This is a genomic window from Serratia ureilytica, assembly GCF_013375155.1.
Taxonomy (GTDB): domain Bacteria; phylum Pseudomonadota; class Gammaproteobacteria; order Enterobacterales; family Enterobacteriaceae; genus Serratia; species Serratia ureilytica.
In genome coordinates this window covers 37,616-64,539 of record NZ_JABXOF010000012.1, presented here as the reverse complement: position 1 = coordinate 64,539, position 26,924 = coordinate 37,616, and the positions used below count along the sequence as shown (strand labels likewise).

The following is a 26,924-nucleotide window of genomic DNA, read 5'->3' as shown; positions in this document are numbered from 1 at the left end:
CCGACGCGCTTCAGAACGAAAAAGGACATCTGACCTTTTTTGCCTTGGGCCGCCTGGGTATTTTCTCCGTACCCCCTACGAGGAGATTGCCATGCGACACATTCTGATAGACACCGATACCGCTTCCGACGATGCCGTTGCGCTGCTGATGGCGTTGCGCGAACCTGGCGTGAAAGTGGAAGCGATCACCGCGGTCGCCGGAAACTGCCCGCTAGAACACTGCGTCAAAAATGCGCTCATTTGCGTGGAAAAAGCGGGAACCTATGCTCCTCCGGTTTACGCCGGCATGGCGAAACCACTGTTTCGCACGCGCTATCACTCGCACCATATTCACGGTGAAGACGGCATGGGCGACATGGCCTTGCCGACCCCACGCTTGGCCGTAGAACCCGTTCATGCCGTGGACGCCATCATCGACTGCGCCGCACGGCTCAAGGGCGAGCTGGAAATCGTCACCCTGGGGCCGCTGACCAATCTCGCGATGGCGGTGCTGAAAGCGCCCGCGCTGGCCGAAAAAGTGAAGCGCGTGTATGTCATGGGCGGTTCCGGACTGACGCCCGGCAATATCACCCCGCTGGCCGAATTTAATTTTTACGCCGACGCCGAGGCTGCGCATCTGGTGCTCACTGCCGGGCTGCCGCTCACTCTCGTCGGCTGGGAGATCGGCATGGGGGAAGCGTTTATCGACGAACGCGATATAGAACGATTGAATAACCTCGGCGAACTGGGACGCTTTGCCGTGCGCTGCAATCGCGCGCTGATGGCGTTCAACGCACGGCGCACCGAACGCAAAGGGTTTGATTTGCCCGATCCGACCACCATGGCGGTGGCGCTCTATCCGGATATCGTCGAGACCAGTCTGGAAGCGTATTCATGGGTAGAATATAAAAGTGAGAGGTCTTACGGCCATTACGTCATCGATTCCACTCAGCTTACCGGCGAACCGGCCAATGCGCGCGTGATTACCCGCATTAAGCCCGGCCTGTTTAAAGAAAAACTGTTCTCGTTGTTATCTCAGCCGTTAATGAAATAAGTGACCCGCATGAAATTCGATCCAAGAAAATTGAAGAAAGTGGAATTACACGTCCATTTGGATACCTGTTTAAGCTACCACTATTTAAAAAAGGTCGACCCGCAAATAACCAGAACGGCATTTAATCGGCAATTTGTCGCGGCGAAACGATGCGCCGATCTGGGGGACTTTCTAAGCAAGATAGCGCCGCAAATAGATCTATTGCAGACAAGCCAGGCGATAGCGCTGGCCGTCGAGGACTTATTCGCGCAGTTGGCGGCGGATAATGTCATCTATGCCGAGCTGCGCTTCGCGCCGCTGCTGCATACCCGGCTGGGGTTAACCGGCGAAGCGGTGGTCGAGACGGTGCTGGCGGCCATGCATAACGCCTCGCGGGCTTACGGCATCGCCGCCGGGCTTATCCTATGCACGCTGCGGCATTTCGACGCGGCCGCCAGCCTGCAAACGGCGAAGCTGGTTATCGATTATCAGGGAAGCGGCGTGGTGGCGCTGGATTTGGCCGCCGATGAAGCACGTTACCCGCTGACCCACCATGTGGCGGCCTTTCGCGCCGTGCGTGCCGCCGGCGGCAACGTCATCGCCCACGCCGGTGAGGCGAAAGGCCCCGACAGCGTGCGGGAAACGCTAGATAGGCTGCAGGTGTCACGCATCGGCCACGGCGTCAGAAGCATCGAGGACCCTGCGCTCGTCGAGCGCCTGGTAGCCACCGGCGTCCTGCTCGAGATCTGCCCCAGCTGCAATCTCACCTGCAATTTGTTCGACAGCATCGACGATCATCCGATAGATCGGCTCAAAAAGTGGGGGGTGCGGCTAAACGTGAATACCGATGCGCGCACCGTCGTCGATACCACGCTGAACAAGGAGTACCAGCTGTTGCATGACGCCTTCGGCTGGCAGGATGACGATTTTAACCGCAGCAACCGACAGGCGCTGGAGGCGAGTTTTCTCGACGGCGATACTAAAATTAAATTAATGAGTCAGCTCAATGCCGGGTCGATGTGACCCGGCGCGTTTCAAGGCCAAGCGGCGTTTTAACGCCCCTGCGCCGCCAGCGCCTGGGCGCAGGCCCAGGCCGAGCTCCAGGCCCACTGGAAGTTGTAACCGCCCAGCCACCCGGTCACGTCCACCACTTCGCCGATAAAATAGAGCCCCGGCGCCTTGTGGGCTTCCATCGTCTTGGAAGAAAGTTCGTTGGTGTCGACGCCGCCGAGCGTCACCTCCGCCGTGCGATAACCCTCGGTGCCGTTCGGCTGCACGCGCCAGTTCTGCAACAGATCCACCAGTGCCGCCTGCTGCGGCGCATTCAGCTGCTTCAGCGTCGCCTCCGGCAGTTGTCCCAGGGTCTGCAAGCATTCCACCAGCCGCTTCGGCAAGTGCAGCGCCAGGGTGTTTTTCAGGCTTTGGTTAGGGTGCTGCAGGCGCTGTTCATCAAGGAAGCCCGCCAGATCAAGCTCAGGAAGTAAGTTAATGCTCACATACTCACCCGGTTGCCAGTAGCTGGACAACTGCAATACCGCCGGGCCGGACAGGCCGCGATGGGTGAACAGGATGCTTTCACGGAAGCTGACGCCGTTCTCGGCGGTGATCACCGCCGGCACCGACACGCCGGACAGCGTTTGCACATGCTCCAGCAGCGGCTTATGCAGGGTAAACGGCACCAGCCCGGCGCGCGTCGGCAGCACCCTGAGGCCGAACTGCTCCGCCAGCTTGTAACCGAACGGCGAGGCGCCCAGCCCCGGCATGGATAATCCGCCGCTGGCCACCACAAGTGAGCGAGCACTTACTTTTTCGCCATTGAGCGCCAGCGCGTAGCCGTTCTCGGTTTTCTCCACGCCCAGCACTTCGCTGCGCAGGCGCATCGTCACCTGGCCCAGCTCGCACTCTTTGACCAGCAGATCCACCACCTGCTGCGCCGAATCGTCGCAGAACAGCTGCCCCAGCGTTTTTTCATGGTAGGCGATGCCGTAACGGTTGATCAGATCGATGAAGTCCCACTGGGTGTAGCGCGCCAGCGCCGACTTGCAAAAATGCGGGTTGTTCGACAGATAGGCCGCCGGTTCGGCGTACATGTTGGTGAAGTTGCAGCGCCCGCCGCCGGACATCAGGATCTTGCGGCCCGGTTTTTTGCCGTTGTCGAGCAGCAACACGCGGCAACCGAGTTGCCCCGCCTGCGCGGCGCAAAACATGCCGGCGGCGCCCGCCCCAATCACTACGACATCAAACTGTTCCACCTGAGCCTCACTTATCAAAACCACAATCGCGACAAAAGAGCGCCATATTACGCCGTTTCGCCGCCGGTCACCGCCAAATTCACGGCGGCAGATTGTAAAGCCCCCGCGCCGCCAACGCCATAGTAAGAAAATATTACAGAGGTCAGAGCAGATTAACGCGTTGATATTCCATATTTTTGTTATAGACACGCCACCATTTCGTCATGTCCAAATCAAAAAAACGTCATATTTTCCTTTTCCCCGGCACCGGTTGTCACTGATAATGCGCGGCGTTCATGTCCACAAACTGGCGTAACGCTTATGCTGCATTTGTTCGCTGGCCTGGATTTCCATACCGGCCTGATGTTAATTCTCGCATTGTTGTTCGTGTTGTTTTATGAAGCCATCAACGGTTTTCATGATACGGCCAATGCGGTCGCTACAGTTATTTATACCCGCGCCATGCGCTCGCAACTTGCGGTCGTGATGGCAGGTTTGTTCAACTTTCTTGGCGTAATGCTCGGCGGTTTGAGTGTTGCTTACGCCATCGTCCACTTGTTGCCTACCGATCTGTTGTTGAACGTCAGTTCAGCACACGGATTAGCCATGGTCTTCTCCATGCTGTTGGCGGCAATCATCTGGAACCTCGGCACCTGGTATTTCGGTCTGCCGGCGTCCAGTTCCCATACGCTGATAGGCGCAATCATCGGTGTCGGTTTAACCAACGCCCTGATGACCCACACTTCGGTCGTGGATGCGCTTAACGTCCCGAAAATGATTGGCATTTTCCTTTCTCTGCTGTTCTCGCCGCTGGTCGGCATGATGGTGGCGGGAGTGATGGTGTTCGCCTTGCGCCGCTATTGGAGTGGCACCAAGAAACGCCAGCGTATCCACATGACCCCAGCGGAACGTGAAAAGGTCGACGGCAAACGCAAGCCGCCGTTCTGGACCCGTATCGCGCTGATCCTGTCGGCGATTGGCGTCAGCTTCTCGCACGGCGCCAACGACGGTCAGAAAGGCATCGGCCTTATCATGCTGGTGCTGATCGGCGTTGCCCCGGCCGGCTTCGTGGTCAATATGAATGCAACCGGTTATGACATCACCCGTACGCGTGACGCCGTGACCCACCTGCAGCAATATTACCAGCAGCACGGCGACGCGCTGTCGCATGCGGTGTCGTTGACGCCGCTGGTGCCAAGCCCGGATGACGAAGCCACGCCTGGCAAACCGGCCGAGTTCCACTGCGACAGTTCGCGCGCCATGCCGGCGATCGAGCTGGCTCAGGGCATGCTGACCAACCTGCAAAGCTACGATCAGTTGACGGTTGAGCAGCGCAGCCATTTGCGCCGCCTGCTGATGTGCGTGACCGACACGGCGGATAAAGTCGCCAAGCTGCCGGAAACCTCATCCGCCGACCAGCGCTTCCTGAAGAACCTGCGTCAGGATCTGCTGCAGACCGTCGAGTACGCGCCGATGTGGATCATCGTCGCCGTCGCGCTGGCGCTGTCGCTCGGCACCATGGTGGGCTGGAAACGCGTAGCCACCACCATCGGCGAGAAGATCGGCAAGAAAGGCATGACCTACGCCCAGGGCGTATCGGCCCAGATGACCGCGGCGCTGTCGATCGGCGTGGCGAGTTATACCGGCATGCCGGTCTCCACCACCCACGTTCTCTCTTCGGCGGTTGCCGGGACGATGATCGTGGACGGCGGCGGCGTGCAGAGCAAAACCGTGAAGAACATCCTGTTGGCCTGGGTGCTCACCCTGCCAATCTCGATTCTGCTTTCCGGTGCGCTGTATTGGGTCGCGTTGAAGCTGATCTAAGCGACAAGCATCATGAGGAAGGCGGCCGCATGGCCGCCTTTTTTTTTGCCTGCATCAAGGGAAACAGAAAGGCATTAATACCAAATCATCATCGCTATCAGGCAGATGACCACCAGGCCGCACAGGGCCGAAGTCAGCATAAACTGCCCGCGCACCCGCTCGCAGCGGCGAATAAACTCCGGATCGTGGTGCTCGACATAGCGCTGCGCGAAAATATAACGCACCAGCCTCAGCTGCTTGCTGGGTTGGCCGTGGGCGGTAAAGAAACCGCCGCCGTCGACATATTGGTACAGCAGCGGGTCACAGCCGCGCAATACCACCAGCAGCGCGCGCAGAGAAGAGTAATACCGCACCATGTTAACCACACACACCACACACAAGGCCCAAAACAGCGCGACGGTACTGATCATGATTGCCCCCTCAAGGCGTTGTTATCCGCGGCCATCCGCCGGGTCCAACCGCCCTACCTCATTACCCGATACTCTGCTGGAGCTTACCGCTCTCATCCCCTTTTTTTGCCTGCACGGGCCACGCCCATAACCCACCGCCTCCGAAGACGTTGCCGCACCGCACGATGAGATTTGCACGGCATGGTTCTACTCAGAGGAGAAATGATGAGGCCCATATCCATCATTGTAGGTTAATGAAACGCAAACTGGCCTGAGCAGTGGATAAAATTTACCGCCCTGTGCCGAAAAGTCACCTGCCGGGGCGTTATAAGCGATAACCGCCCGTTTTCGATTAGGCTGTTTTTATGGATAGTCTATCCCGCGCCACGCCGCTGATCTTTCCCCCCACGCTGGCTAGACTCAGGTTTCCGTTACGCTTATCCAAGGAAACTGTTATGGCAAACCATTCAATCAAGGGAAAAACCGTCCTGATCGCCGGCGGCGCCAAGAACCTCGGCGGGCTGATCGCGCGCGATTTGGCTGAGCAAGGCGCCAAAGCGGTGGTGATCCACTACAACAGCGCCGCCTCCAAAACCGAGGCGGAGAAAACCGTCGCCGCCATTCAGGCCGCCGGGGCGCAAGGCGTCGCGCTGCAGGCCGATCTGACCACCGCAGGCGCGGTCGAGAAGCTGTTCGCCGATGCTGTCGCCGCCGTCGGCAAGCCGGATATCGCCATCAATACCGTCGGCAAGGTGCTGAAAAAGCCGCTGATCGACATCAGCGAAGCCGAGTACGACGAGATGACCGCGGTCAACGCCAAAACCGCGTTCTTCTTCCTGAAAGAAGCGGGTAAGCACCTTAACGACAACGGCAAAATCTGCACGCTGGTCACCTCGCTGCTCGGCGCCTTCACGCCGTTCTACGCCGCTTACGCCGGCACCAAAGCGCCGGTGGAGCACTTCACCCGCGCCGCCGCCAAGGAGTTCGGCGAGCGCGGCATCTCCGTGACGGCGGTCGGCCCCGGCCCGATGGATACCCCGTTCTTCTACCCGGCGGAAGGCGCGGACGCCGTGGCCTACCACAAGACGGCGGCGGCGCTGTCGCCATTCAGCCAAACCGGCCTGACCGATATCGAAGACGTGGTGCCGTTCATCCGTCATCTGGTCAGCGACGGCTGGTGGGTAACCGGCCAAACCATCCTGATCAACGGCGGCTACACCACCAAATAAACCCGGCGGGGGCACCTATCGCCCCCGCACCTGCTCGCGCGCAACCGCGCCATGCGGCTACACTCTCTGTCAGAAACGGCGCCAAGGAACAGCAGGTCAACGAGATGGACAGATTCAATCAATACCGCGTATTCGTGCAGGTGGCGGAGATGGGCAGCTTTATCCGGGCGGCCCATGCTCTGGAGGTGCCGCGCGCCTCGGTGTCCGCCGCCGTTCAGCAACTGGAAACGCAGCTGGGCGTGCGCCTGCTGCACCGCACCACACGGCAAGTGCGGCTGACCGCCGACGGCGAACAGCTGCTCGAACGGCTGCGCCCGCTGCTGGCCGAGGTGGAAGATATCGATCAGTCGTTTCAGGCCAGCCAACGGCAGGCCTCCGGGCGGCTCAGCGTCGATGTGCCGAGCCGCATCGCCCGTCGGCTGATCGCGCCGGCGCTGCCCAGCCTGCTGCGGCGCCACCCTCATCTGCAGCTGGTGCTCGGCTCCGCCGATCGCGCCATCGATCTGGTGCAGGAAGGGGTCGACTGCGCGGTGCGCGTCGGCGATCTGCACGACAGCAGCCTGGTGATGCGCCCACTCGGCCATATCGCGCTGATCAACTGCGCCAGCCCCGCCTACCTGAGCGAATTCGGCCATCCTCTTCATCCCGCCGATCTCGCCGAGGGGCACTGGAGCATCGGCTACGCCTCGCCCAGAACCGGCCGCGAATCCCCCTGGGAATACCTGACCGGCGACGGCCACACCCAGCGGCTCGACTTGCCCAGCCGGGTGGTGGTCAACAACGCCGAAAGCTATATCGCCTGCTGCCGCGCCGGGCTGGGATTGATGCAAATCCCGCGCTACGACGTGCAACACCTGCTCGACGCCGGTGAACTGGTGGAAGTCCTGCCCGGTTACCGCGCCGCCTCCATGCCGATCGCCCTGATCTACCCCCATCGCCGCCAGCGTTCCCGCCGTTTGGCGGTGTTTCATGAGTGGTTTGAAAGCCTGCTGCAACCGCATCTGGAGCGCTGATTGCACATTTAGCGCTATACTTTGTTTAATAACGCTTATAATTCAAGCGGTCAGACCGTTAAAACCCGCATAACCCTTAGGCTTTTTCGCCGCGCGGGTGTACAACGAAAGGTATCGTGCGCAGAGATTTTCGATGCGGCGCAGTGTGATCGCCCCAACATATCATTGCGTTATCCGAATGATACTATGGAACCAAAAGCGCCAGGCGGGTACACGGAACGCCTGCTAACCCTTTTTAATCGGCATGTTTATGGAAGGAGTATTCTTATGGCTTACAAACACATATTGATCGCGGTAGACCTATCCCCGGAAAGCAAGATCCTGGTAGAAAAAGCCGTCTCTATGGCGCGGCCGTATAACGCCAAAGTTTCTCTGATCCACGTCGATGTCAACTATTCCGATCTCTATACTGGCCTTATCGACGTCAATCTCGGCGACATGCAAAAGCGCATCTCTGAAGAAACTCACCAGGCGCTGACCGAGCTGTCGCAAAACGCCGGCTACCCGATCACCGAGACCCTGAGCGGCAGCGGCGATCTGGCGCAGGTGCTGGTGGACGCCATCAAGAAATACGACATGGACCTGGTGCTGTGCGGCCACCACCAGGACTTCTGGAGCAAGCTGATGTCTTCCGCTCGCCAGCTGATCAATACCGTGCACATCGATATGCTGATCGTGCCGCTGCGCGACGAAGAAGACGAATAAAGTAAGCGCTTGCTAACTTAACTGCCCAACGCCCGCGCCCTGCGGGCGTTTTTCATGCCGCCACGCCGATTAATCGCTTGATAATCAACCGCCCTCCGATGATATAGTCGCTAAAGACACAACATCCTCCCCCGAGCATCACCTATACCCAAATCTATAAGAAATAGCGGGGGAAAATTTAATGCTAAAAGGAGTTATCCATGGAATATGCCGTATCGGTAGAGTCTTTCCTGTCCTCGTTACAACGCCATAACCCCCACCAGCCGGAATATCTGCAGGCCGTGCGCGAAGTGTTCACCTCGCTGTGGCCATTTATCGAGCGCAACCCGCGCTATCGCGAACAGGCGCTGCTGGAGCGCCTGGTGGAGCCCGAGCGCATCATTCAGTTCCGCGTCAGCTGGGTGGACGATCGCGGCCAGGTGCAGGTCAATCGCGCCTTTCGCGTCCAGTTCAACTCGGCCATCGGCCCCTACAAGGGCGGCATGCGCTTCCACCCGTCGGTAAACCTGTCGATCCTGAAGTTCCTCGGCTTTGAGCAGACCTTCAAGAATGCGCTGACCACCCTGCCGATGGGCGGCGGCAAAGGCGGCTCCGATTTCGATCCGAAAGGCAAAAGCCAGGGCGAGATCATGCGTTTTTGCCAGGCGCTGATGACCGAGCTGTATCGCCACTTGGGCCCGGACACCGACGTGCCGGCCGGCGACATCGGCGTCGGCGGCCGTGAAGTCGGCTTTATGGCCGGCATGATGAAGAAACTGTCCAACAACACCGCCTGCGTGTTTACCGGCAAAGGGCTCTCCTTCGGCGGCAGCCTGATCCGCCCCGAGGCGACCGGCTACGGCCTGGTGTACTTTACCGACGCCATGCTGCAGCGCCACGGCCTGGGCTTTGAGGGGATGCGGGTGGCGGTGTCCGGCTCCGGCAACGTGGCGCAGTACACCATCGAGAAAGCGTTGGAGCTGGACGCGCGCGTGATCACCGTGTCGGATTCCGGCGGCACTCTGGTGGACGAAGACGGCTTCACCACCGAGAAGCTGGCGCACCTGGCGGAGATCAAAAACCAGCGCTACGGCCGGGTGGCGGACTACGCCCGCGAACGCGGCCTGACCTACCTGGCGGGCCAGCAGCCGTGGAGCGTGCCGGTGGATATCGCCCTGCCGTGCGCCACCCAGAACGAACTGGATCTCGAGGCGGCGCAGACGTTGATCCGCAACGGGGTGAAAGCGGTGGCGGAAGGCGCCAACATGCCGACCACCATCCAGGCCACCGACGCCTTCCTCGACGCCGGGGTGCTGTTCGCGCCCGGCAAGGCGGCCAACGCCGGCGGCGTGGCCACCTCGGGGCTGGAGATGGCGCAAAACGCCGCGCGCATCGGCTGGCGGGCGGAAAAAGTGGATGTACGTTTACAACATATCATGGCGGATATTCACCATGCCTGCGTGGAATACGGCGGCGAGGGCAAGCAAACCCACTATGTACACGGCGCGAATATCGCCGGTTTCGTTAAGGTTGCGGAGGCGATGCTGGCCCAGGGCGTGCTGTAATCGGGCGCAAAGGTGATCTTGTTCACACATCGATTAAATGCTTCAATGCCGGCCTCTGCGCCGGCATTTTTTTCCGCGTCCAAGCCATCAAAATGATGCGCAAACGTTAATTAAAAGTTAATAAAAGGTTATTCATAGCCGTTTAATTGGTAGTAAATTTACCACCGCCAAATAATTAAACATTTATTTAACACTAAATACGCCAGTATTTTACTTAAATGTGCGCAGATCACATTTCATTAACTTCGGCTACGCTCCCTCTTCCATTCCTTTGTAATCTGCAGCGGTGGAAAAACCGCCACCCCTACAGATAAAAAAAGGTACAGCTAATGAAATTTAACCTCGCATTATTAAATGCATGTGTGGTTTCTGCGTGCATGTTATCGACAACACCTGTGTTCGCCGCTGATAAATATGAGATTGCCGTGGTCGCCAAAGTGACCGGCATTCCGTGGTTCAACCGCATGGAAGTGGGCGTCAACGAAGCGGCGAAAAAACTCGACGTCAACGCTTACCAGACCGGCCCGTCTACGCCGGATCCGGCTGCGCAGGTCAAGGTGATTGAGGATCTGATCGCCAAGAACGTCAACGCCATCATCGTGGTGCCGAACGACGCCAAGGTGCTGGAGCCGGTGCTGAAAAAAGCGCGCGACAAAGGCATCGTGGTGCTGACCCATGAATCCCCGGACCAGCAGATCGGCCAGTGGGACATCGAGACCATCGACAGCGAGAAATACGCGCAGGCCAACGTCGATGAGCTGGCGAAAGACATGGGCGGCAAAGGCGGCTACGCGATCTACGTCGGCTCGCTGACTGTGCCGTTGCACAACGCCTGGGCCGATTCCGCCATCAAATACCAGAAAGAAAAATACCCGGACATGTTTGAAGTCACCTCGCGCTTGCCGGTGGCGGAAAGCATCGACAAATCCTACGCCACCACGCTGGATCTGATGAAAACCTATCCGCAGATGAAGGGCATCATCGGCTTCGGTTCGCTCGGCCCAATCGGCGCCGGCCAGGCGGTGGCCAAGAAACGCGCCAAGGACAAAATCGCGGTGGTGGGCATCGCCATGCCGGCGCAGGCCGCTCCTTACCTGATGCGCGGCGACATCAAGAAAGCGCTGCTGTGGGATCCGAAAGACGCCGGTTATGCGCTGGTGACGGTGGCCGACCAGCTGCTGCAGGGCAAAGAAGTGAATAAGGACCTGTCGATCGAGGGCCTCGGCAAAGCCGACGTCGATATGGAACACAAAGTGATTCGGTTTAATAAGATTTTGGAAGTGACCAAAGACAACGCCCAATCGCTCGGATTCTGATTTTTCGCGTAATTTCGCCACACCGGGAAAGTAGTTAAACCCTCGTAGGGGCGCAGCGTTGCTGCGCCCAGGGCTTCGGCCGCTACGCAAGCACAGGTTAACGTTATGACAGCCTCCCCCGCATTTATCACCCTGGAGAATATCAGCAAGCGATTCCCAGGCGTGCTGGCATTAGACCAGATCAACCTGACGCTGAATAAAGGCGAAGTGCACTGCCTGGCCGGACAAAACGGCTGCGGCAAAAGCACCATCATTAAAATCATCTCCGGCGTCTATCAGCCGGAAAAAGGCGCCAATATTTCGCTGGAAGGCAAACTCTTCCACGCCCTGACGCCGCAGCTGTCCGGTTATTACGGCATACAGGTGATCTACCAGGACCTGTCGCTGTTCCCTAACCTGACGGTAGCGGAAAACATCGCCATCCACCGTTACCTGCCCGGCGGCCACTTCTGGGTGCGCAAGCGGGTGATGCGCCAGACGGCGCTGGACGCCATGGCGCGGGTCGGCGTACACATCGATCCCGATAAAAAAGTGGAAAAACTGTCGATCGCCGATCGGCAGCTGGTGGCGATTTGCCGCGCCATCGCCGCCGAAGCGCGCTTGGTTATCATGGACGAACCGACCGCCTCGCTGACCCGCCAGGAAGTCGACGGCCTGCTGCGGGTGGTCAACGAGCTGAAAGCAGCCGGCATCTGCGTGGTGTTCGTCAGCCACAGATTGGATGAAGTGATGGAAGTCGCCGATCGCATCAGCGTGATGCGCGACGGCAAGCTGGTGGGCACCTGGCCGGCCAGCGAACTGGACAGCCATGAACTGGCGTTCCTGATGACCGGCCAACGCTTCCATTACAGCCCGCTGCCCCCGCTGCCGCCGGCCGAACAGGCGCCGCTGCTCGAGGTGCGCAACCTCAGCCGCGGCGAGAAATACCGCAACGTCAATCTGGCGCTGCGCGGCGGCGAGATCGTCTCGATCGTCGGCCTGCTCGGCGCCGGCCGCACCGAACTGTGCCTCAGCCTGTTCGGCATGACGCGGCCGGACAGCGGCGAGATCCGCATCGAGGGCCGGCCGGTGCAGCTGCACAACAACCGCGAAGCGGTGCGCCACGGCATCGGCTATGTGTCGGAGGATCGTCTGACGCAGGGATTGATCATGGAGCAATCGATCTACGACAACACCATCGTCACCGTCTTCGATCGGCTGCATACCTCGCTCGGGCTGCTGGATCACGCCAAGGCGACCGAGCTGGTTAACCGGCTGATCCGCGATTTGAACATCAAGGTGTCCGACAGCGCATTGCCGGTGAAAACCCTGTCCGGCGGCAACGCCCAGCGCATCGCCATCGCCAAATGGGTCGCGACCCAGCCGAAGATCCTGATCCTCGACTCGCCCACCGTCGGCGTGGACATCGCCAACAAAGAGGGGATCTACCAGATCGCCCGCGATCTGGCGCAGCTGGGCATGGCGGTGCTGATGATCTGCGACGAGATCCCGGAAGCCTATTACAACAGCCATCGGGTGATGGTGATGCGCAAAGGCGAGCTGATCGCCGAATTCGCGCCGCACCAGAGTACCGAACAACAGATCGCCGAGGTGGTGAATGGATAAGTCATTATTGGCCCGCCTGGCCGGGCGGCACGAGTTTTATCTCGGCCTGCTGGTGCTGCTGCTGGCGATCGGCCTGAGCGCCGGCACCGATGAGTTTCTGACGCTCGGCAACCTGACCGACGTCGCCACCAGCTACGCCATTCTCGGCATCCTGGCCTGCGGGCTGTTCGTGGTGCTGATCGCCGGCGGCATCGACATTTCGTTCCCGGCAGTCACCGCCATCGCGCAGTATGTGATGGCCAGCTGGGTGATCCAGCACGGCGGCAGCTTCCCGCTGGCGTTCGCCCTGGCGATTGGCGTCGGCCTGCTGCTCGGGCTGGTGAACGGTTTCCTGGTGTACTGGCTGAAAGTGCCGGCGATCATCATCACCATCGCTACCCTTAACCTGTTCTACGGCCTGCTGGTGTACGCCACCAACGGCACCTGGCTGTACGGCTTCCCGGACTGGTTCATGAACGGCATCAACTGGTTCTCGTTCCAGGGCGCCGACGGTTACGACTACGGCCTGACGCTGCCGCTGCTGTGCCTGCTGGCGACCATCGTCGTCACCGGCGTGCTGATGAACCGCACCCGGCTGGGGCGCCAGATCTACGCCATGGGCGGCAACCGCGACGCGGCGTCGCGCCTGGGGTTGAACCTGCTGCGGCTGCACTTCTGCGTCTACGGCTATATGGGCATTCTGGCCGGCGTCGCGGCGGTGGTGCAGGCGCAGATCACCCAGTCGGTGGCGCCCAACTCGCTGCTCGGCTTCGAGCTGACGGTATTGGCGGCGGTGGTGCTGGGCGGCACCAGCATGAGCGGCGGCCGCGGATCGTTGACCGGCACCCTGCTCGGCGTGGTGCTGCTGGCCTTCCTGCAAAACGGGCTGACGCTGCTCAGCGTCTCGGCCTATTGGCACCAGGTATTCAGCGGCGCGATCATTTTGATCAGCATCAGCACCACCGCCTGGAACGAAAAACGCAAGCTGCTCAAGGAGATCTGACATGACGCAGTTAACTCGGTTGATCCCAAACGATCGGATCATTCGCCTGCAGGGCGCGATCATCATCGCGGTGGCGCTGCTGTTCGCCGGGCTGCTCGGATCGCGCTTCTTCAGCCTCGGCAACTTCCAGTCGATCGCCTCGCAGCTGCCGATCCTCGGCCTGCTGGCGCTCGGCATGGGCATCACCATGCTGACCGGCGGCATCAACCTGTCGATCATCGCCGGCGCCAACGCCTGTTCGCTGGTGATGGCGGCGATCATCGTCAGCCATCCCGACCAGCCGCTGTTCCTGGCGCTGGCGCTGTTGGCCGGCCTGCTGGTGGCGGTGGCGATCGGCGCGCTCAACGGCGTGCTGGTAGCCTGGATAGGCGTCTCGCCCATCCTCGCCTCGCTCGGCACCATGACCCTGATCACCGGCCTGAATATTCTGCTGTCCAACGGCGCGGTGATCTCCGGCTTCCCGGCGGCGATTCAATTTCTCGGCAACGGCGCCGTGCTCGGCGTGCCGGTGGCGCTGATCCTGTTCCTGCTGGTGGCGGTGGGTCTGTGGCTGCTGCTGGAGCACACCACGCTGGGGCGCAGCCTGTACCTGATCGGCTCCAACGAGCAGGCCACCCGCTTCAGCGGCGTGAACACCGCGCGGGTGCAGATCGCGGTGTATATCCTGTCGGCGCTGCTCGGCTGGGGCGCCGCCCTGCTGATGATGGCCAAGTTCAACTCGGCCAAGGCCGGCTACGGCGAATCTTATCTGCTGGTGACCATTCTGGCCTCGGTGCTGGGCGGCATTAACCCGGACGGCGGTTTCGGCCGTATTCTGGGGCTGGTGCTGGCGCTGATCGTGCTGCAAATGTTGGAAAGCGGCCTCAATTTGCTGGGGGTCAGCAGCTACCTGACCATGGCCCTGTGGGGCGGCGTGCTGATCCTGTTTATCGCGTTACAGAATCGAAAAGCCTGAGGAGAAAATAATGGCGAGCTATTTTATTGGCGTAGATGTGGGCACCGGAAGCGCGCGCGCGGGCGTATTCGATCTCAATGGCCGCATGGTCGGCCAGGCCAGCCGGGCCATCGATCTGTACCGGCCGAAGGCGGATTTCGTCGAGCAGTCGTCGGATAACATCTGGCAGGCGGTGTGCAATGCGGTGCGCGATGCGGTCAACCAGGCCGACATCAACCCGATCCAGGTCAAAGGGCTGGGCTTCGACGCCACCTGTTCGCTGGTGGTGCTGGATAAAGAAGGCAAACCACTGACCGTCAGCCCCTCCGGCCGCACCGAGCAGAACATCATCGTGTGGATGGATCACCGGGCGATCGCCCAGGCCGAGCGCATCAACGCCACCAAACACCGGGTGCTGGACTTCGTCGGCGGCATCATTTCGCCGGAGATGCAGACGCCGAAACTGCTGTGGTTGAAGCAACACATGCCCACCACCTGGGCCAACGCCGGTTACCTGTTCGATCTGCCGGACTTCCTCACCTGGCGCGCCACCCAGGACGCCACCCGCTCGCTGTGCTCGACGGTGTGCAAGTGGACCTATCTCGGCCACGAGCAGCGTTGGGACAAGAGCTACTTCCAGCAGATCGGGCTGGAAGACGTGCTGGAACACGACGCCGCCAAGATCGGCAGCGACGTTAAAATGATGGGCGAGCCGCTGGGCCACGGCCTGACTCAGCGCGCCGCCAGCGAGATGGGGCTGATCGCCGGCACGGCGGTGAGCGTGTCAATCATCGACGCCCACGCCGGCACCCTCGGCACGTTGGGCGCCACCGGCGTCTCCGGCGAGGTGGCCGACTTCAACCGCCGCGTCGCGCTGATCGGCGGCACCTCCACCGGCCATATGGCGATGTCGCGCACCGCGCGCTTTATCGGCGGCGTTTGGGGGCCGTATTACTCGGCGATCCTGCCGGAATACTGGTTGAACGAAGGCGGCCAGTCCGCCACCGGCGCGCTGATCGACCACGTCATCCAGTCGCACCCGTGCTATCAGGATCTGCTGGCGCAGGCGAAAACTCAGGGCCAGACCATCTATGAGGTGCTGAACGCCATTCTGCGCCGCATGGCCGGCGAGCCGGAGAACATCGCCTTCCTGACGCAGGACATTCACATGTTGCCGTACTTCCACGGCAACCGCTCGCCGCGCGCCAACCCGACGCTGACCGGCATCCTGACCGGGCTGAAGCTGTCGCGCACGCCGGAGGACATGGCGCTGCACTACCTGGCCACCATTCAGGCCATCGCGCTCGGCACCCGCCACATCATCGAAACCATGAACCACAGCGGCTACAGCATCGACACCATCATGGCCAGCGGCGGCGGCACCAAGAACCCGATCTTCGTGCAAGAGCACGCCAACGCCACCGGTTGCGCCATGCTGCTGCCGGAGGAGAGCGAAGCGATGCTGCTGGGCGGCGCGATGATGGGCACCGTGGCGGCCGGCGTGTTCGACACCTTGCCGGAGGCGATGAGCGCCATGAGCCGCATCGGCAAGACGGTGACGCCGCAGACCAACCAGATAAAAAGCTACTACGATCGCAAATACCGGGTGTTCCACGAGCTGTACAACGACCACATGAAATACCGCCGGTTGATGCAGGAGGAGGCGTGATGCAGCAAGAGTGGCGGCAGGCCGTGCAGGGCTGGCAAACCTACAGCCAGGAGCTGGCGCAGCTGGGCGAACGCCTCGACGCGCGCACCTGGCAACGGCTGCTGGCGCTGCTGGCCGACTGCCGCGGTAAAATCGCCGTCACCGGCGTCGGCACCTCGGGGATTGCGGCGCGCAAGATAGCCCATATGCTGGCCTGCGTGGAGCGGCCGGCGGTCTATCTCGACGCCACCGGCGCGGCGCACGGCGATCTGGGCTTCCTGCGCGCCGACGATCTGCTGATCCTGATCTCGCGCGGCGGCAATTCCGACGAGCTGACCCGCCTGCTGCCGACGCTGCAGGCCAAGGGGGTGACGCTGATCGCGGTGACGGAAAACCCGCATTCCGCCATCGCACAGGCGGCGCAGCTGACAATCGCCTCCGGGGTGCAACGGGAGATAGATCCGCTGAACATGCTGGCCACCACCTCGATTGTGCTGGTGTTGGCGATCTTCGACGCCGCCTGCGCCTGCCTGATGACGCGCAGCGGCTATGACAAGGCCGCCTTGCTGGCGGTGCATCCGGCCGGCGGCGTGGGGAAAAGTTTGCGGGAGGAAAACTGAGGGCCCGACACGGCGGGCCCGGCAGACATTACAGCGGCATGTAGATGTCGAAACGGTGGCTTTTGGTCAGCGTGGCGGCGTGCGCCGGCACGTCGGCCAGCGGCGGCGCGTAGTCCGGGCGTTTCACCACCACGCGCTTGGTCGCCAAACGGCGCGCCGGTTCCAGCAGGCCGTCGGCGTCATCGTCGCTGCCCACCAGCGATTGGAACACCCGCATCTCTTTCTTCACCAGCGCGCTTTTCTGCTTGTGCGGGAACATCGGATCGAGATACACCACCTCGGGGCGCGGGCTGAGATCCGCCAGCGCCGTCAGGCTGGAGGCGTGCAGCAGCGTCAGGCGCTCGCGCAGCCACGGGCCGATTTCCGCATCCTGATAGCCGCGCTGCAGGCCGTCGTCCAGCAACGCCGCCACCACCGGATTGCGCTCCAGCATCCGCACCCGGCAGCCCAGCGCCGCCAGCACGAAGGCGTCGCGCCCCAGCCCGGCGGTGGCGTCCACCACGTCCGGCAGGTAGCTGCCCTTGATGCCGACCGCCTTGGCCACCGCCTCGCCGCGGCCGCCGCCGAAACGGCGCCGGTGCGCCATGGCACCGGTGACGAAATCGACGTAGATCCCGCCGAGCTTCGGCTCGTCGCGCTTGCGCAGCTCCAGCCGCTGCGGGGTCAGTACCAGCGCCATCGGCGCGTCGTCGTCGGACGTCAGCCGCCAGCGCTGCGCCAAAACAGACAAGGCGCCGGGATCGGCGCCTGCTTCACACAATAAACACACGCTCACGTGTCGGGTTATCCTTTAATGCCGTAATGGCGCAGCATAGCATCCAGCTGCGGCTCGCGGCCACGGAAGCGTTTGAACAGCGCCATCGGCTCTTCCGACCCGCCGCGCGACAGGATGTTGTCGAGGAAGGATTTGCCGGTTTCGGCGTTGAAAATCCCCTCTTCTTCGAAGCGCGAGTAGGCGTCGGCCGACAGCACTTCCGCCCACAGGTAGCTGTAGTAACCCGCCGCGTAGCCGCCGGCGAAGATGTGGCTGAAGGCGTGCGGGAAGCGGCCCCAGCTCGGCGAAGGCACCACCGCCACCATTTTCTTCACTTCCGCCAGCGTCGGCAGGATCTGCGCCCCTTTCTCCGGGCTGTATTCGAAGTGCATGCGGAAATCGAACAGACCGAACTCCAGCTGGCGCAGAATGAACAGCGCCGCCTGGTAATTCTTGGCCGCCAGCAGCTTGTCGAGCATGGCCTTCGGCAGCGGCTCGCCGCTCTGGTAGTGGCCGGAGATAAACGCCAGCGCTTCCGGCTCCCAGCACCAGTTTTCCATAAACTGGCTCGGCAGCTCGACCGCATCCCACGGCACCCCGTTGATGCCGGAGACGCCGGCGGTATCGATCTGCGTCAGCATGTGGTGCAGACCGTGGCCGAACTCGTGGAACAGCGTAGTCACTTCGTTATGGGTGAACAGCGCCGGCTGGTCGCCCAGCGGGCGGTTGAAGTTGCAGGTCAGGTAAGCGACCGGTTTTTGCAGCGTGCCGTCGGCCTTGCGCAGGCTGCCGACGCAGTCGTCCATCCAGGCGCCGCCGCGTTTGTTTTCGCGGGCGTACAGATCGAGGTAGAAGCTGCCGCGCAGTTCGCCGTCGGCGTCGAACAGATCGAAGAAGCGCACGTCCGGATGCCAGGTATCCACGTCTTTACGCTCTTTGGCGGTGATGCCGTAGATGCGTTTCACCACCTCGAACAGCCCTTCCACCACCCGCTGTTCCGGGAAGTACGGGCGCAGCTGCTCGTCGCTGATGGAGAACAGGTGCTGCTTTTGTTTTTCGCCGTAATAGGTGATGTCCCAGGCGTCGAGCTCGTCCACGCCATAGTGCTGTTTGGCGAAGGCGCGCAGCTGCGCCAGCTCCTGCTCGGCCTGCGGGCGGGCGCGCTTGGCCAGATCGCTCAGGAAGCCGATCACCTGCTCCGGGCTTTCCGCCATCTTGGTCGCCAGCGACTTGTCGGCGTAGGTGTCAAAGCCCAGCAGCTGAGCCAGCTCATGGCGCAGCGCCAGCGTTTCCGCCATCACTTCGCTGTTATCCCATTTGCCGGCGTTCGGCCCCTGATCGGAGGCGCGGGTGGCGAAGGCGCGGTACATCTCTTCGCGCAGCGCGCGGTTGTCGGCGTAGGTCAGCACCGGCAGGTAGCTCGGCATGTCCAGCGTCAGCAGCCAGCCGTCCTGCTCTTTGGCCTGCGCCATCGCCTGGGCCTGCGCCAGAGCGCTTTCCGGCAGGCCGCTCAGCTCGGCTTCGTCGGTAATCAGTTTGCTCCAGCCCATAGTGGCGTCGAGCACGTTGTTGCTGTAGGTAGAGCCCAGTTCGGACAGGCGCGCGACGATCTCGCCGTAGCGCTGCTGTTTGTCCGCCGACAGGCCGATGCCCGAGAGTTCGAAATCGCGCAGCGCGTTGTCCACCGCCTTGCGCTGCGGCACGCTCAGCGTTTCGAACGCCGCGCCCTCTTTCAGGCTGCGGTAGGCCTGGTACAGCCCTTCGTGCTGGCCGACCCAGGTGCCGTACTCGGACAGCAGCGGCAGCGCCTGCTCATAGGCGGCGCGCAGCTCCGGGCTGTTTTTCACCGAGTTCAGGTGCCCGATCGGCGACCAAATGCGCGACAGGCGATCGTCCGACTCCGCCAACGGCTGACACAGATTGTCCCAGGTGAACGGCCCCGGCTGCGCGACCACGCGCTCTACCGCGGCGCGGCAGTCCGCCAGCGCGGATTGCACCGCAGGCACGATATCTTCAGGGCGGATCGCCGAGAACGGCGGCAGGGAAAACGGGGTCAGCAACGGATTTGTCATAGGGCAGTCCTGATTAGCGTTGGGGCCCGCCGCGAGGGCGAGCCTTAAAATGCGTATGAATCTCTAACATGGAGCCGGGCAACAGGAAAATCAATGCCCGGCGTTGATCGTTCGTGCCTTAAACGGCGCATTGGCGAATGTGGGCGGCCAGCGCCGCCAGCTGTTCGTCGTCGGCGCGCGCGGCGTCGTGGGAGGAAATGTAGCCTTCGTAACGCGTGAAAAACTTCGGCGAGGTCGATTCGATCGGCCGCCACTGCTCCAGCGACGCAGTGCCGTGCAGCGGGATCAGTTTGGCATGCACATGGTCGACGCCGTAGCCCTCGAACACCATGCCGCAGCGGCCGACGTCGTCGAACGCGCGATCCAGCTGCCGCGCCACCCGCTTGGTCGCCAGCATCAGCGCGCTCAGCACCTCGTCCGGCAGATCAAACGCGTAGCTCGGGTGGTGCGCCTTGGGGATCACCACGCTGAAGCCGTCGGTGTTGGGAAAGATGGACAGGAACGCCAGATGGTCGTCGTCTTCCCAGATTTTATGGCACGGCGCCTTGCCCGCCACGATGTCGCAAAAAATGCAGCTCATCCTTTCTCCTTGTGATTCACAGCGTTTCAACCCGTTCGAATTCTTCGAATACCAGCCACATGTCCGGCGCAAAGCTCCCCTCGCGGGTAAAGAATGCCTGATGCCCCTCGCGCCAAAATGCCAGGCTTTTGTCGCCTTCGCCCTCTTTGGCCGCCATCTCGGCGGTCACCTGGTCGTAGCGCACCAGGCGCAGCGCCAGGGTCCTGATCACGCAGGCCGGTTCGCCGCGGCCATCAAGAACGATGTTGTAATCGCCGATCCTCGGGGTTTGTTCCCGACGATAGCTCGCATAGGAACTGCAGGTGGCGGTTTTATCCCCGCTCAGCACCAACCCCAGCAGTTCGTCGGCTAACGCGGGGCCGTCGCCGAACGCCCAGCGCGCCGCGTCGGGGTAATTCGCCAAAATCGCCTGTTTGCTCATCGTCCTGTCCCTTTCTGTTAACGTCTGCGGCAACGGAGTCCGGTTTTTCCCGGCCAGACAGTTTATACTGTGCAGATTATAAGCCTTATTGCATTGAATGCTCCGTCTGCGGAGCACAAGGAACCGCCACCCGTCATGTTAAGTTATCGCCACAGTTTCCACGCCGGCAACCACGCCGACGTGCTCAAACACACCGTTCAGAGCCTGATCATCGAGTCGCTGAAGGAAAAAGAGAAGCCGTTCCTGTATCTGGATACCCACTCGGGCGCGGGCCGTTATCAGCTCAGCGGCGAACACGCCGAGCGCACCGGCGAATACCTGGAAGGCATCGGCTTGCTGTGGCAACGCGACGATCTGCCCGAGGAGCTGGCGGCCTACATGAGCGTGGTGCACAACTTCAACCGTTCCGGCACGCTGCGCTACTACCCCGGTTCGCCGCTGATCGCCCGCCAGCTGCTGCGCCCTCAGGATAAAATTCACCTGACCGAGCTGCACCCGAGCGATTACCCGCTGCTGCGCAGCGAGTTCCAGAAAGACGAGCGCGCCAAAGTGCAGCGCGCCGACGGCTATCAGCAGCTGAAATCCCAGCTGCCGCCACCGTCGCGCCGCGGCCTGATCCTGATGGACCCGCCGTATGAAATGAAGACCGATTACCAGGACGTGGTCAAAGGCATTCAGGAAGGCTACAAGCGTTTCGCCACCGGCACCTACGCGCTGTGGTACCCGGTGGTGATGCGCCAGCAGATCAAACGCATGCTGCGCGATCTGGAAGCCACCGGCATTCGCCGCATCCTGCAGATCGAGCTGGCGGTAAAACCCGACAGCGATCAGCGCGGCATGACCGCTTCCGGCATGATCGTCATCAACCCGCCGTGGAAGCTGGAACAGCAGATGAAAAACGTGCTGCCGTGGCTGCACAAGGTGCTGGTGCCGTCGGGCATCGGCCACCATCTGGTCAACTGGGTGGTACCGGAATAATCCCCGGCAGGGCGCGCTTTGCCGCGCCCTGCGTCCGCCTATCGCAGCCATCGACGCAATCTTTGCGACAAACCCCGGTCAGGCGTTAAACTCTTACCCTCTTCAAATTCACAACTCATGGAAATCCCAGATGACGAAACATTACGATTATCTAGCAATTGGCGGCGGCAGCGGCGGTATCGCATCGATCAACCGGGCAGCCATGTACGGCCAAAAGTGTGCGCTGATTGAAGCCAAAGAACTGGGCGGCACCTGTGTAAACGTGGGTTGTGTACCGAAAAAAGTCATGTGGCACGCGGCGCAGATCGCCGAGGCCATCCATCAGTACGGCCCGGACTACGGCTTCGACACCACCGTCAACGCCTTCGACTGGAAAAAGCTGGTCGCCAACCGCACCGCCTATATCGACCGCATCCACAATTCCTACGATAACGTGCTGGGCAAGAACAAGGTCGACGTGATCAAAGGGTTCGCGCGCTTCGTGGATGCGCACACCGTGGAAGTGAACGGCGAAACCATCACCGCCGACCACATCCTGATCGCCACCGGCGGCCGCCCGAGCCATCCGGCTATTCCGGGCGCGGAATACGGTATCGACTCCGACGGTTTCTTTGAGCTGGACGCCATGCCGAAACGCGTCGCCGTGGTGGGCGCCGGCTATATCGCCGTGGAGATCGCCGGCGTGCTGAACGCGCTGGGTGCGGAAACGCACCTGTTCGTGCGCAAGCACGCGCCGCTGCGCACCTTCGATCCGATGATCGTCGACACCCTGGTGGAAGTGATGAACACCGAGGGGCCGAGCCTGCATACCGAATCGGTGCCGAAAGCGATCGTCAAGAACGCCGACGGCAGCCTGACGCTGCAGCTGGAAAACGGCAAGGCATTCACCGTCGACTGCCTGATTTGGGCCATCGGCCGCGAACCGGCGACCGACAACCTGAACCTCGGCGTGACCGGGGTGAAAACCAATGAGAAAGGCTACATCGACGTCGATAAGTTCCAGAACACCAACGTCAAAGGCATCTACGCGGTGGGCGACAACACCGGCGCGGTAGAACTGACCCCGGTCGCCGTGGCCGCCGGCCGCCGCCTGTCCGAGCGCCTGTTCAACAACAAGCCGGACGAGCACCTGGACTACAGCAACATCGCCACCGTGGTGTTCAGCCACCCGCCGATCGGCACCGTCGGCCTGACCGAGCCGGAAGCCATCGAGAAATTCGGCGCGGACAACGTGAAGGTGTACAAGTCCTCCTTCACCGCCATGTACAGCGCCGTGACGCAGCACCGCCAGCCGTGCCGCATGAAGCTGGTGTGCGCGGGTAAAGAAGAGAAAATCGTCGGCCTGCACGGCATCGGCTTCGGCATGGACGAGATCCTGCAGGGCTTCGCGGTGGCGGTGAAGATGGGCGCCACCAAGAAGGACTTCGACAACACCGTGGCTATCCACCCGACTGCGGCGGAAGAGTTCGTCACCATGCGCTAAGCGCTACGTTTATCCCACTCTCAGGCCGGGGTAAATACCGGCCTGTTCTTTTTGTGCGGTTTACTATTCCCTTCGCACCCGCCTGCTTTTTCTGCCATTATTCTGCCTGATAAATTAGCGGGACTGATACAAACCTCCCCGCGCCTCTGGAGAACGCCGATGCTGTTCAAACTATGCAAAACCCTTGCGATGGCCTGCGTGGCCCTGATTATCGCCCAGAGCAGCGCGCTCAGCTTTACCCTGGAAGTGGCGGGCAAGATCGACAACGTGACCGATCCGGTCAAAAAAAGCTATCTGTTCACCGATAAACAGCTGTTGGCGATGCCGGTGCACAGCATCACGACCTCCACCTCCTGGACGCCGCAGAGGAAGTTTGAAGGGATTTCGGTGGCCGACATCCTGGAGCGCGTCGGCGCCAAGGGCGAGACGCTAACCTTCTACGCGCTGAACGATTATTACATCGACGTGCCGTTGTCCGACGTCAAGAAGTACAACATGATCCTGGCCTACAAGATGGACGGGGAGATGCTGAAGCTCAGAAACTTCGGCCCGCTGTTCCTGGTTTACCCGCGTGACGCCGCCGGGCCTGAGCTGAACTCGCCGTTGTACAACTCGCGCTTTATCTGGCAAGTCGACAGGATCGTGATCAAATGAAGCTGACGACCTTTAAGAACGGCAGCAGGCTGGCGATACCGGCCATCTTCGCCGCGCTGTTTCTGGTGGCTTCGACCGTCACGCTCTATTACTACAGCGCCACCCTGTCGAAGAAAGGGCTGTATGCCATCGCCGGCACGCAGGAGAACTACTCCTGGTCGATCGCCAAGTTCTCCATCAAGCTGGCGGAATTCGACACGTTCGTCGAGCAGCAGAGCCACGCGCCGCAGGTGGACAACGACAACCTGCGGCTGCGGTTCGAAATCCTCTATTCGCGCTTTTACGTGCTGGAAACCGTCTCCGAATCCACGCAACCGCTGTACGCCGAGCCGGGCTACCCGGAAGTGGTCAAGCAGATGCGCCTGCAGATGGATCGCATCGATAAACTGCTGGATAACCCGAAAATCGACTTCAATCAGGTTTTCGCGGCCATGAAGGCCATTAAGCCTTACGCCATCGAAATGGCCAACCTGACCGACCACGCCGAGGTGAAGCAGCGCACCGCCGCCTATGAGGACTACATCGAGAAACGGCACATCATTTTCTATGGGCTGGTGATTGTCATGTTCTCGGTGATCGCGCTGATCGCCATCACCCTGATCGTGTTCCGTCAGCAGCGGCTGACCATTCGCCAGCAGGCCAAGGCGATCGAGGCGGAGAAAGCGACCCGCACCAAAAACGCCTTCCTCGGCGCCATCGGCCACGAACTGCGCACCTCATTGCAGAGCGTGATGTCGGCCATCGACGTGCTGGTGAATACCCGGGTATCGGCGGAGCATGCGGACACCTTCCAGCGGCTGGAGACCGCCGCGCAGCAGATCGAAAGCCAAATGAAAGATCTGACCGACTACGCGCACCTCGACAGCGGCATGATGGAGCTGCGCATCGTGCCGTTCGACGCGCAGAAGCTGATCGCGGAGACCGCCAACGAAATCGCTACTTTGACCCGCAAAGAGCAGGTCAAGCTAAGCTGCGAGGTGGAGTGCAGCCACCTGTTGGTGCATTCCGACCCGCTGCGCATCCGGCAGATTATCGTCAACCTGCTGACCAACGCCTACAAATACACCGAAAGCGGCAGCATTACGCTGCACAGCTGTCTGCGCCGTCAACCCGGCGGCAGTTCGCTGATTATCGAAGTGACCGACACCGGCATCGGTATCGAAAAAGACCAGCTCGATCAGATCTTCAAACCCTTTACCCAGTTGGATCAGTCGCATACCAAGCAATATGCCGGCGTGGGGATGGGGTTGGCGATCGTGCACGGCCTGGTGACGCTGCTCGACGGCACCATCACGGTGTACAGCGAAATCAAGAAGGGCAGCACCTTTATCGTCAGCATTCCGGTGCAGATCAGTGAAGAAGAACGCGCCGACGAGCCCGCCACCGCCAATACCTCTCTGCAGCAGAAACCGCAGCAGGTGCTGGTGGTGGATGACAACAAGTCGGTGGGTGACGCCTTTGCGGCGTTGCTGGATAAGCTGGGTTACCAGCACGAACTGTGCGACTCGCCGGAGCGCGCGCTGCAGAAACTGCTCAGGCGCCCTTATGACGCGCTGTTGCTGGATCTGCAGATGCCGGGCATCGACGGCGCCGCCCTGGCCAGGCAGCTGCGCAATCGTCGCGGCCCCAACCGCCATGTGCCGATCATCGGCATCAGCGCCTACACGCCGGAGCAACTCACGGCGGATCAGCGCGCGCTGTTCGACAACTACCTGATGAAGCCGGTTCGGCTGGATGCGCTGTCGAACGCGCTGGCCGAGGTGTTCCCCGCTAAAGATTAAAACAGCGTTGCAGTGCGGCTTCGATCACATGGAGCCGCACCGGTTTTTCATAAGGGCCGAGCACATCGTACTCGCGCATCGCCTGAGCGATTTCCGATTCGCGTCGATCGGTGCCCAGCTCACCGGTCAGCACCAGTACCGGCGCGTCCGGGTTGTCGGAGGCGCGGATGGTGGCGATACAGCGATCCGCCGTTTCTTCACCGATCAGCCAGTCCACCACGTAACCGTCGAACAGGCTTTGCTGCAACGCCTGACAGAAGCTGTCGACGTCGTAAAACGCCACCGCGTTGAAACCGCAGCCGCCAAGATACTTGGCCAACTCATCGGCCGCCTGATGCGAATCGTCCAATACCGCAATGCTCAGACGCTCGTCGTCGCCATAGCCGGGCCGGATTTCGATCAGCTCGACGCCATAACGCGGCCCTGCCGGCGCCTCATCGGCGCGATAGATATGCCATTGCCCCTCGATGCGCAGCGCCACAAATTCCGCCGGCCGCCCGGCGGGAAGCTCGTCGCCGATGTGCCCGACGCAAGGCATCGCGACCCCTGCCACAAAAAAGATGGCATCGCGCGCCATGTTCGGTTCGGCCGCCTCGTGTTCGGCGCTCAAATCGGCGATCGCCGCCGGCGTTTCTCCGAGCGCGGCCGCGACGCTGTTGATCTGTTCCAGCGTCCAGGGGCTTTGCCCTTTCAATTTGCGGTGCGCATGTGAAAAACTCAGATCCAAGATGCGGCTGAGCTCTCGGGCATGCTGACGTTTTCCAATCCCGTAATGTAAAAACAGCTCTCTGACCCGATTGGCAATCGACTGTGAATCGAATTTTTGGTGATTGTTATCCATTTGTTCCTTCGATTTTTTTTACTGATTTATCAGTCGTTTTGATTATTTCTGCTGAAAAAGCCACATCTAAAACTAGCATCCCATGCAATTATGCGTTAAAAACGTTGCTTGACATACCATGTTGCATCGTCAAACATGGTATCAAAAGAGACATACAGCAATACACTATAAAAAAACAACACCAGCACGTTTTTTAATAATAACCATAGTAACACCAGGGAAAATTTGTTCCGTTGCCGCTACTGAGACGATGTCCACATCGCTCGGACTGCATAAGCAAAACGGGGCTTGAGCCTTTAGCGCTAATC

General features: G+C 60.8%; 24 protein-coding genes. 17 read left to right on the top strand and 7 right to left on the bottom strand.

Annotation, left to right across the window (positions count from 1 at the left end; genetic code table 11):
• The first annotated feature begins 91 nt into the window (after window positions 1–91).
• A complete protein-coding gene (locus HWW83_RS20960; protein ID WP_033645346.1) occupies window positions 92–1,033 on the top strand; it encodes a nucleoside hydrolase in 942 nt (313 codons plus the stop codon).
• Window positions 1,034–1,042: 9 nt separating this feature from the next.
• Window positions 1,043–2,035 (top strand): adenosine deaminase, encoded by a 993-nt coding sequence (gene add, locus HWW83_RS20955; RefSeq protein ID WP_089197725.1) that lies wholly within the window; start codon window positions 1,043–1,045, stop codon window positions 2,033–2,035.
• 29 nt (window positions 2,036–2,064) lie between these two features.
• On the opposite strand, the gene HWW83_RS20950 is transcribed toward add, so the two are convergent.
• Entirely contained in the window at window positions 2,065–3,264 is a 1,200-nt protein-coding gene (locus tag HWW83_RS20950) for a BaiN/RdsA family NAD(P)/FAD-dependent oxidoreductase (protein WP_033645347.1), read from the bottom strand.
• Window positions 3,265–3,564: 300 nt separating this feature from the next.
• Between HWW83_RS20950 and pitA the strand changes: the two genes are divergently transcribed.
• Window positions 3,565–5,067 carry an inorganic phosphate transporter PitA gene (gene pitA, locus HWW83_RS20945; protein ID WP_033645348.1) on the top strand — a complete coding sequence of 501 codons (1,503 nt, stop codon included), beginning with the start codon at window positions 3,565–3,567 and terminating at the stop codon, window positions 5,065–5,067.
• 74 nt (window positions 5,068–5,141) lie between these two features.
• Here pitA and uspB read toward each other — a convergent pair whose 3' ends face one another.
• Window positions 5,142–5,477 (bottom strand): universal stress protein UspB, encoded by a 336-nt coding sequence (gene uspB, locus HWW83_RS20940; protein WP_004930978.1) that lies wholly within the window; start codon window positions 5,475–5,477, stop codon window positions 5,142–5,144.
• Between the two features lie 434 nt (window positions 5,478–5,911).
• Here uspB and HWW83_RS20935 point away from each other — a divergent pair, with 434 nt between their 5' ends.
• The 10 genes from HWW83_RS20935 (at window position 5,912) to HWW83_RS20890 (ending at window position 17,052) form a co-directional block, all read left to right on the top strand.
• Entirely contained in the window at window positions 5,912–6,685 is a 774-nt protein-coding gene (locus HWW83_RS20935) for an SDR family oxidoreductase (protein ID WP_033651782.1), read from the top strand.
• A gap of 104 nt (window positions 6,686–6,789) precedes the next feature.
• Window positions 6,790–7,698, top strand: coding sequence for a LysR family transcriptional regulator (locus HWW83_RS20930; RefSeq protein WP_033645350.1), 909 nt, complete (start codon window positions 6,790–6,792; stop codon window positions 7,696–7,698).
• Window positions 7,699–7,965: 267 nt separating this feature from the next.
• A complete protein-coding gene (uspA, locus tag HWW83_RS20925; protein ID WP_004930988.1) occupies window positions 7,966–8,403 on the top strand; it encodes a universal stress protein UspA in 438 nt (145 codons plus the stop codon).
• Window positions 8,404–8,603: 200 nt separating this feature from the next.
• On the top strand, window positions 8,604–9,947 hold the full coding sequence (gene gdhA, locus HWW83_RS20920; RefSeq protein WP_016930438.1) for an NADP-specific glutamate dehydrogenase: 1,344 nt from the start codon (window positions 8,604–8,606) through the stop codon (window positions 9,945–9,947).
• 329 nt (window positions 9,948–10,276) lie between these two features.
• A complete protein-coding gene (locus HWW83_RS20915) occupies window positions 10,277–11,263 on the top strand; it encodes an autoinducer 2 ABC transporter substrate-binding protein (protein ID WP_033636379.1) in 987 nt (328 codons plus the stop codon).
• A gap of 105 nt (window positions 11,264–11,368) precedes the next feature.
• Window positions 11,369–12,868, top strand: a complete 1,500-nt coding sequence (locus HWW83_RS20910) for a sugar ABC transporter ATP-binding protein (RefSeq protein ID WP_176589528.1) — start codon at window positions 11,369–11,371, stop codon at window positions 12,866–12,868.
• Window positions 12,861–13,850: an ABC transporter permease gene (locus HWW83_RS20905; protein ID WP_015379367.1), complete on the top strand. Its 990-nt coding sequence runs from the start codon at window positions 12,861–12,863 to the stop codon at window positions 13,848–13,850. The genes HWW83_RS20910 and HWW83_RS20905 overlap by 8 nt, the downstream gene beginning before the upstream one ends.
• A 1-nt stretch (window position 13,851) precedes the next feature.
• Window positions 13,852–14,805, top strand: a complete 954-nt coding sequence (locus tag HWW83_RS20900) for an ABC transporter permease (protein WP_015379368.1) — start codon at window positions 13,852–13,854, stop codon at window positions 14,803–14,805.
• A gap of 10 nt (window positions 14,806–14,815) precedes the next feature.
• Window positions 14,816–16,453: an FGGY-family carbohydrate kinase gene (locus tag HWW83_RS20895; RefSeq protein ID WP_042785537.1), complete on the top strand. Its 1,638-nt coding sequence runs from the start codon at window positions 14,816–14,818 to the stop codon at window positions 16,451–16,453.
• Window positions 16,453–17,052: a KpsF/GutQ family sugar-phosphate isomerase gene (locus tag HWW83_RS20890; protein ID WP_170853399.1), complete on the top strand. Its 600-nt coding sequence runs from the start codon at window positions 16,453–16,455 to the stop codon at window positions 17,050–17,052. The genes HWW83_RS20895 and HWW83_RS20890 overlap by 1 nt, the downstream gene beginning before the upstream one ends.
• A 28-nt stretch (window positions 17,053–17,080) precedes the next feature.
• Here HWW83_RS20890 and rsmJ read toward each other — a convergent pair whose 3' ends face one another.
• The 4 genes from rsmJ to HWW83_RS20870 form a co-directional block, all read right to left on the bottom strand.
• Window positions 17,081–17,827 carry a 16S rRNA (guanine(1516)-N(2))-methyltransferase RsmJ gene (rsmJ, locus tag HWW83_RS20885; protein WP_099784600.1) on the bottom strand — a complete coding sequence of 249 codons (747 nt, stop codon included), beginning with the start codon at window positions 17,825–17,827 and terminating at the stop codon, window positions 17,081–17,083.
• Between the two features lie 8 nt (window positions 17,828–17,835).
• Window positions 17,836–19,878 carry an oligopeptidase A gene (gene prlC / locus HWW83_RS20880; protein WP_033645356.1) on the bottom strand — a complete coding sequence of 681 codons (2,043 nt, stop codon included), beginning with the start codon at window positions 19,876–19,878 and terminating at the stop codon, window positions 17,836–17,838.
• A gap of 118 nt (window positions 19,879–19,996) precedes the next feature.
• Window positions 19,997–20,458, bottom strand: coding sequence for an HIT family protein (locus HWW83_RS20875; protein WP_176589527.1), 462 nt, complete (start codon window positions 20,456–20,458; stop codon window positions 19,997–19,999).
• 16 nt (window positions 20,459–20,474) lie between these two features.
• The gene (locus HWW83_RS20870) at window positions 20,475–20,879 is read right to left on the bottom strand and encodes an ASCH domain-containing protein (protein ID WP_047026522.1); all 405 of its coding nucleotides are present in this window, start codon (window positions 20,877–20,879) and stop codon (window positions 20,475–20,477) included.
• Window positions 20,880–21,014: 135 nt separating this feature from the next.
• On the opposite strand from HWW83_RS20870, the gene HWW83_RS20865 reads away from it, so the two are divergent.
• From HWW83_RS20865 to HWW83_RS20850, 4 genes are all read left to right on the top strand, one after another.
• Window positions 21,015–21,857: a 23S rRNA (adenine(2030)-N(6))-methyltransferase RlmJ gene (locus HWW83_RS20865; protein ID WP_033636386.1), complete on the top strand. Its 843-nt coding sequence runs from the start codon at window positions 21,015–21,017 to the stop codon at window positions 21,855–21,857.
• 130 nt (window positions 21,858–21,987) lie between these two features.
• The gene (gene gorA / locus HWW83_RS20860; RefSeq protein WP_033645358.1) at window positions 21,988–23,340 is read left to right on the top strand and encodes a glutathione-disulfide reductase; all 1,353 of its coding nucleotides are present in this window, start codon (window positions 21,988–21,990) and stop codon (window positions 23,338–23,340) included.
• A gap of 159 nt (window positions 23,341–23,499) precedes the next feature.
• Entirely contained in the window at window positions 23,500–23,994 is a 495-nt protein-coding gene (locus tag HWW83_RS20855) for a putative pterin-binding protein (protein WP_033645359.1), read from the top strand.
• Entirely contained in the window at window positions 23,991–25,775 is a 1,785-nt protein-coding gene (locus tag HWW83_RS20850; RefSeq protein WP_116286893.1) for an ATP-binding response regulator, read from the top strand. Before HWW83_RS20855 ends, HWW83_RS20850 begins: the two co-directional genes overlap by 4 nt.
• On the opposite strand, the gene HWW83_RS20845 is transcribed toward HWW83_RS20850, so the two are convergent.
• Window positions 25,765–26,616 carry a helix-turn-helix domain-containing protein gene (locus HWW83_RS20845; protein WP_033645361.1) on the bottom strand — a complete coding sequence of 284 codons (852 nt, stop codon included), beginning with the start codon at window positions 26,614–26,616 and terminating at the stop codon, window positions 25,765–25,767. The two genes, HWW83_RS20850 and HWW83_RS20845, sit on opposite strands and share 11 nt — an antisense overlap.
• Window positions 26,617–26,924: the final 308 nt, after the last annotated feature.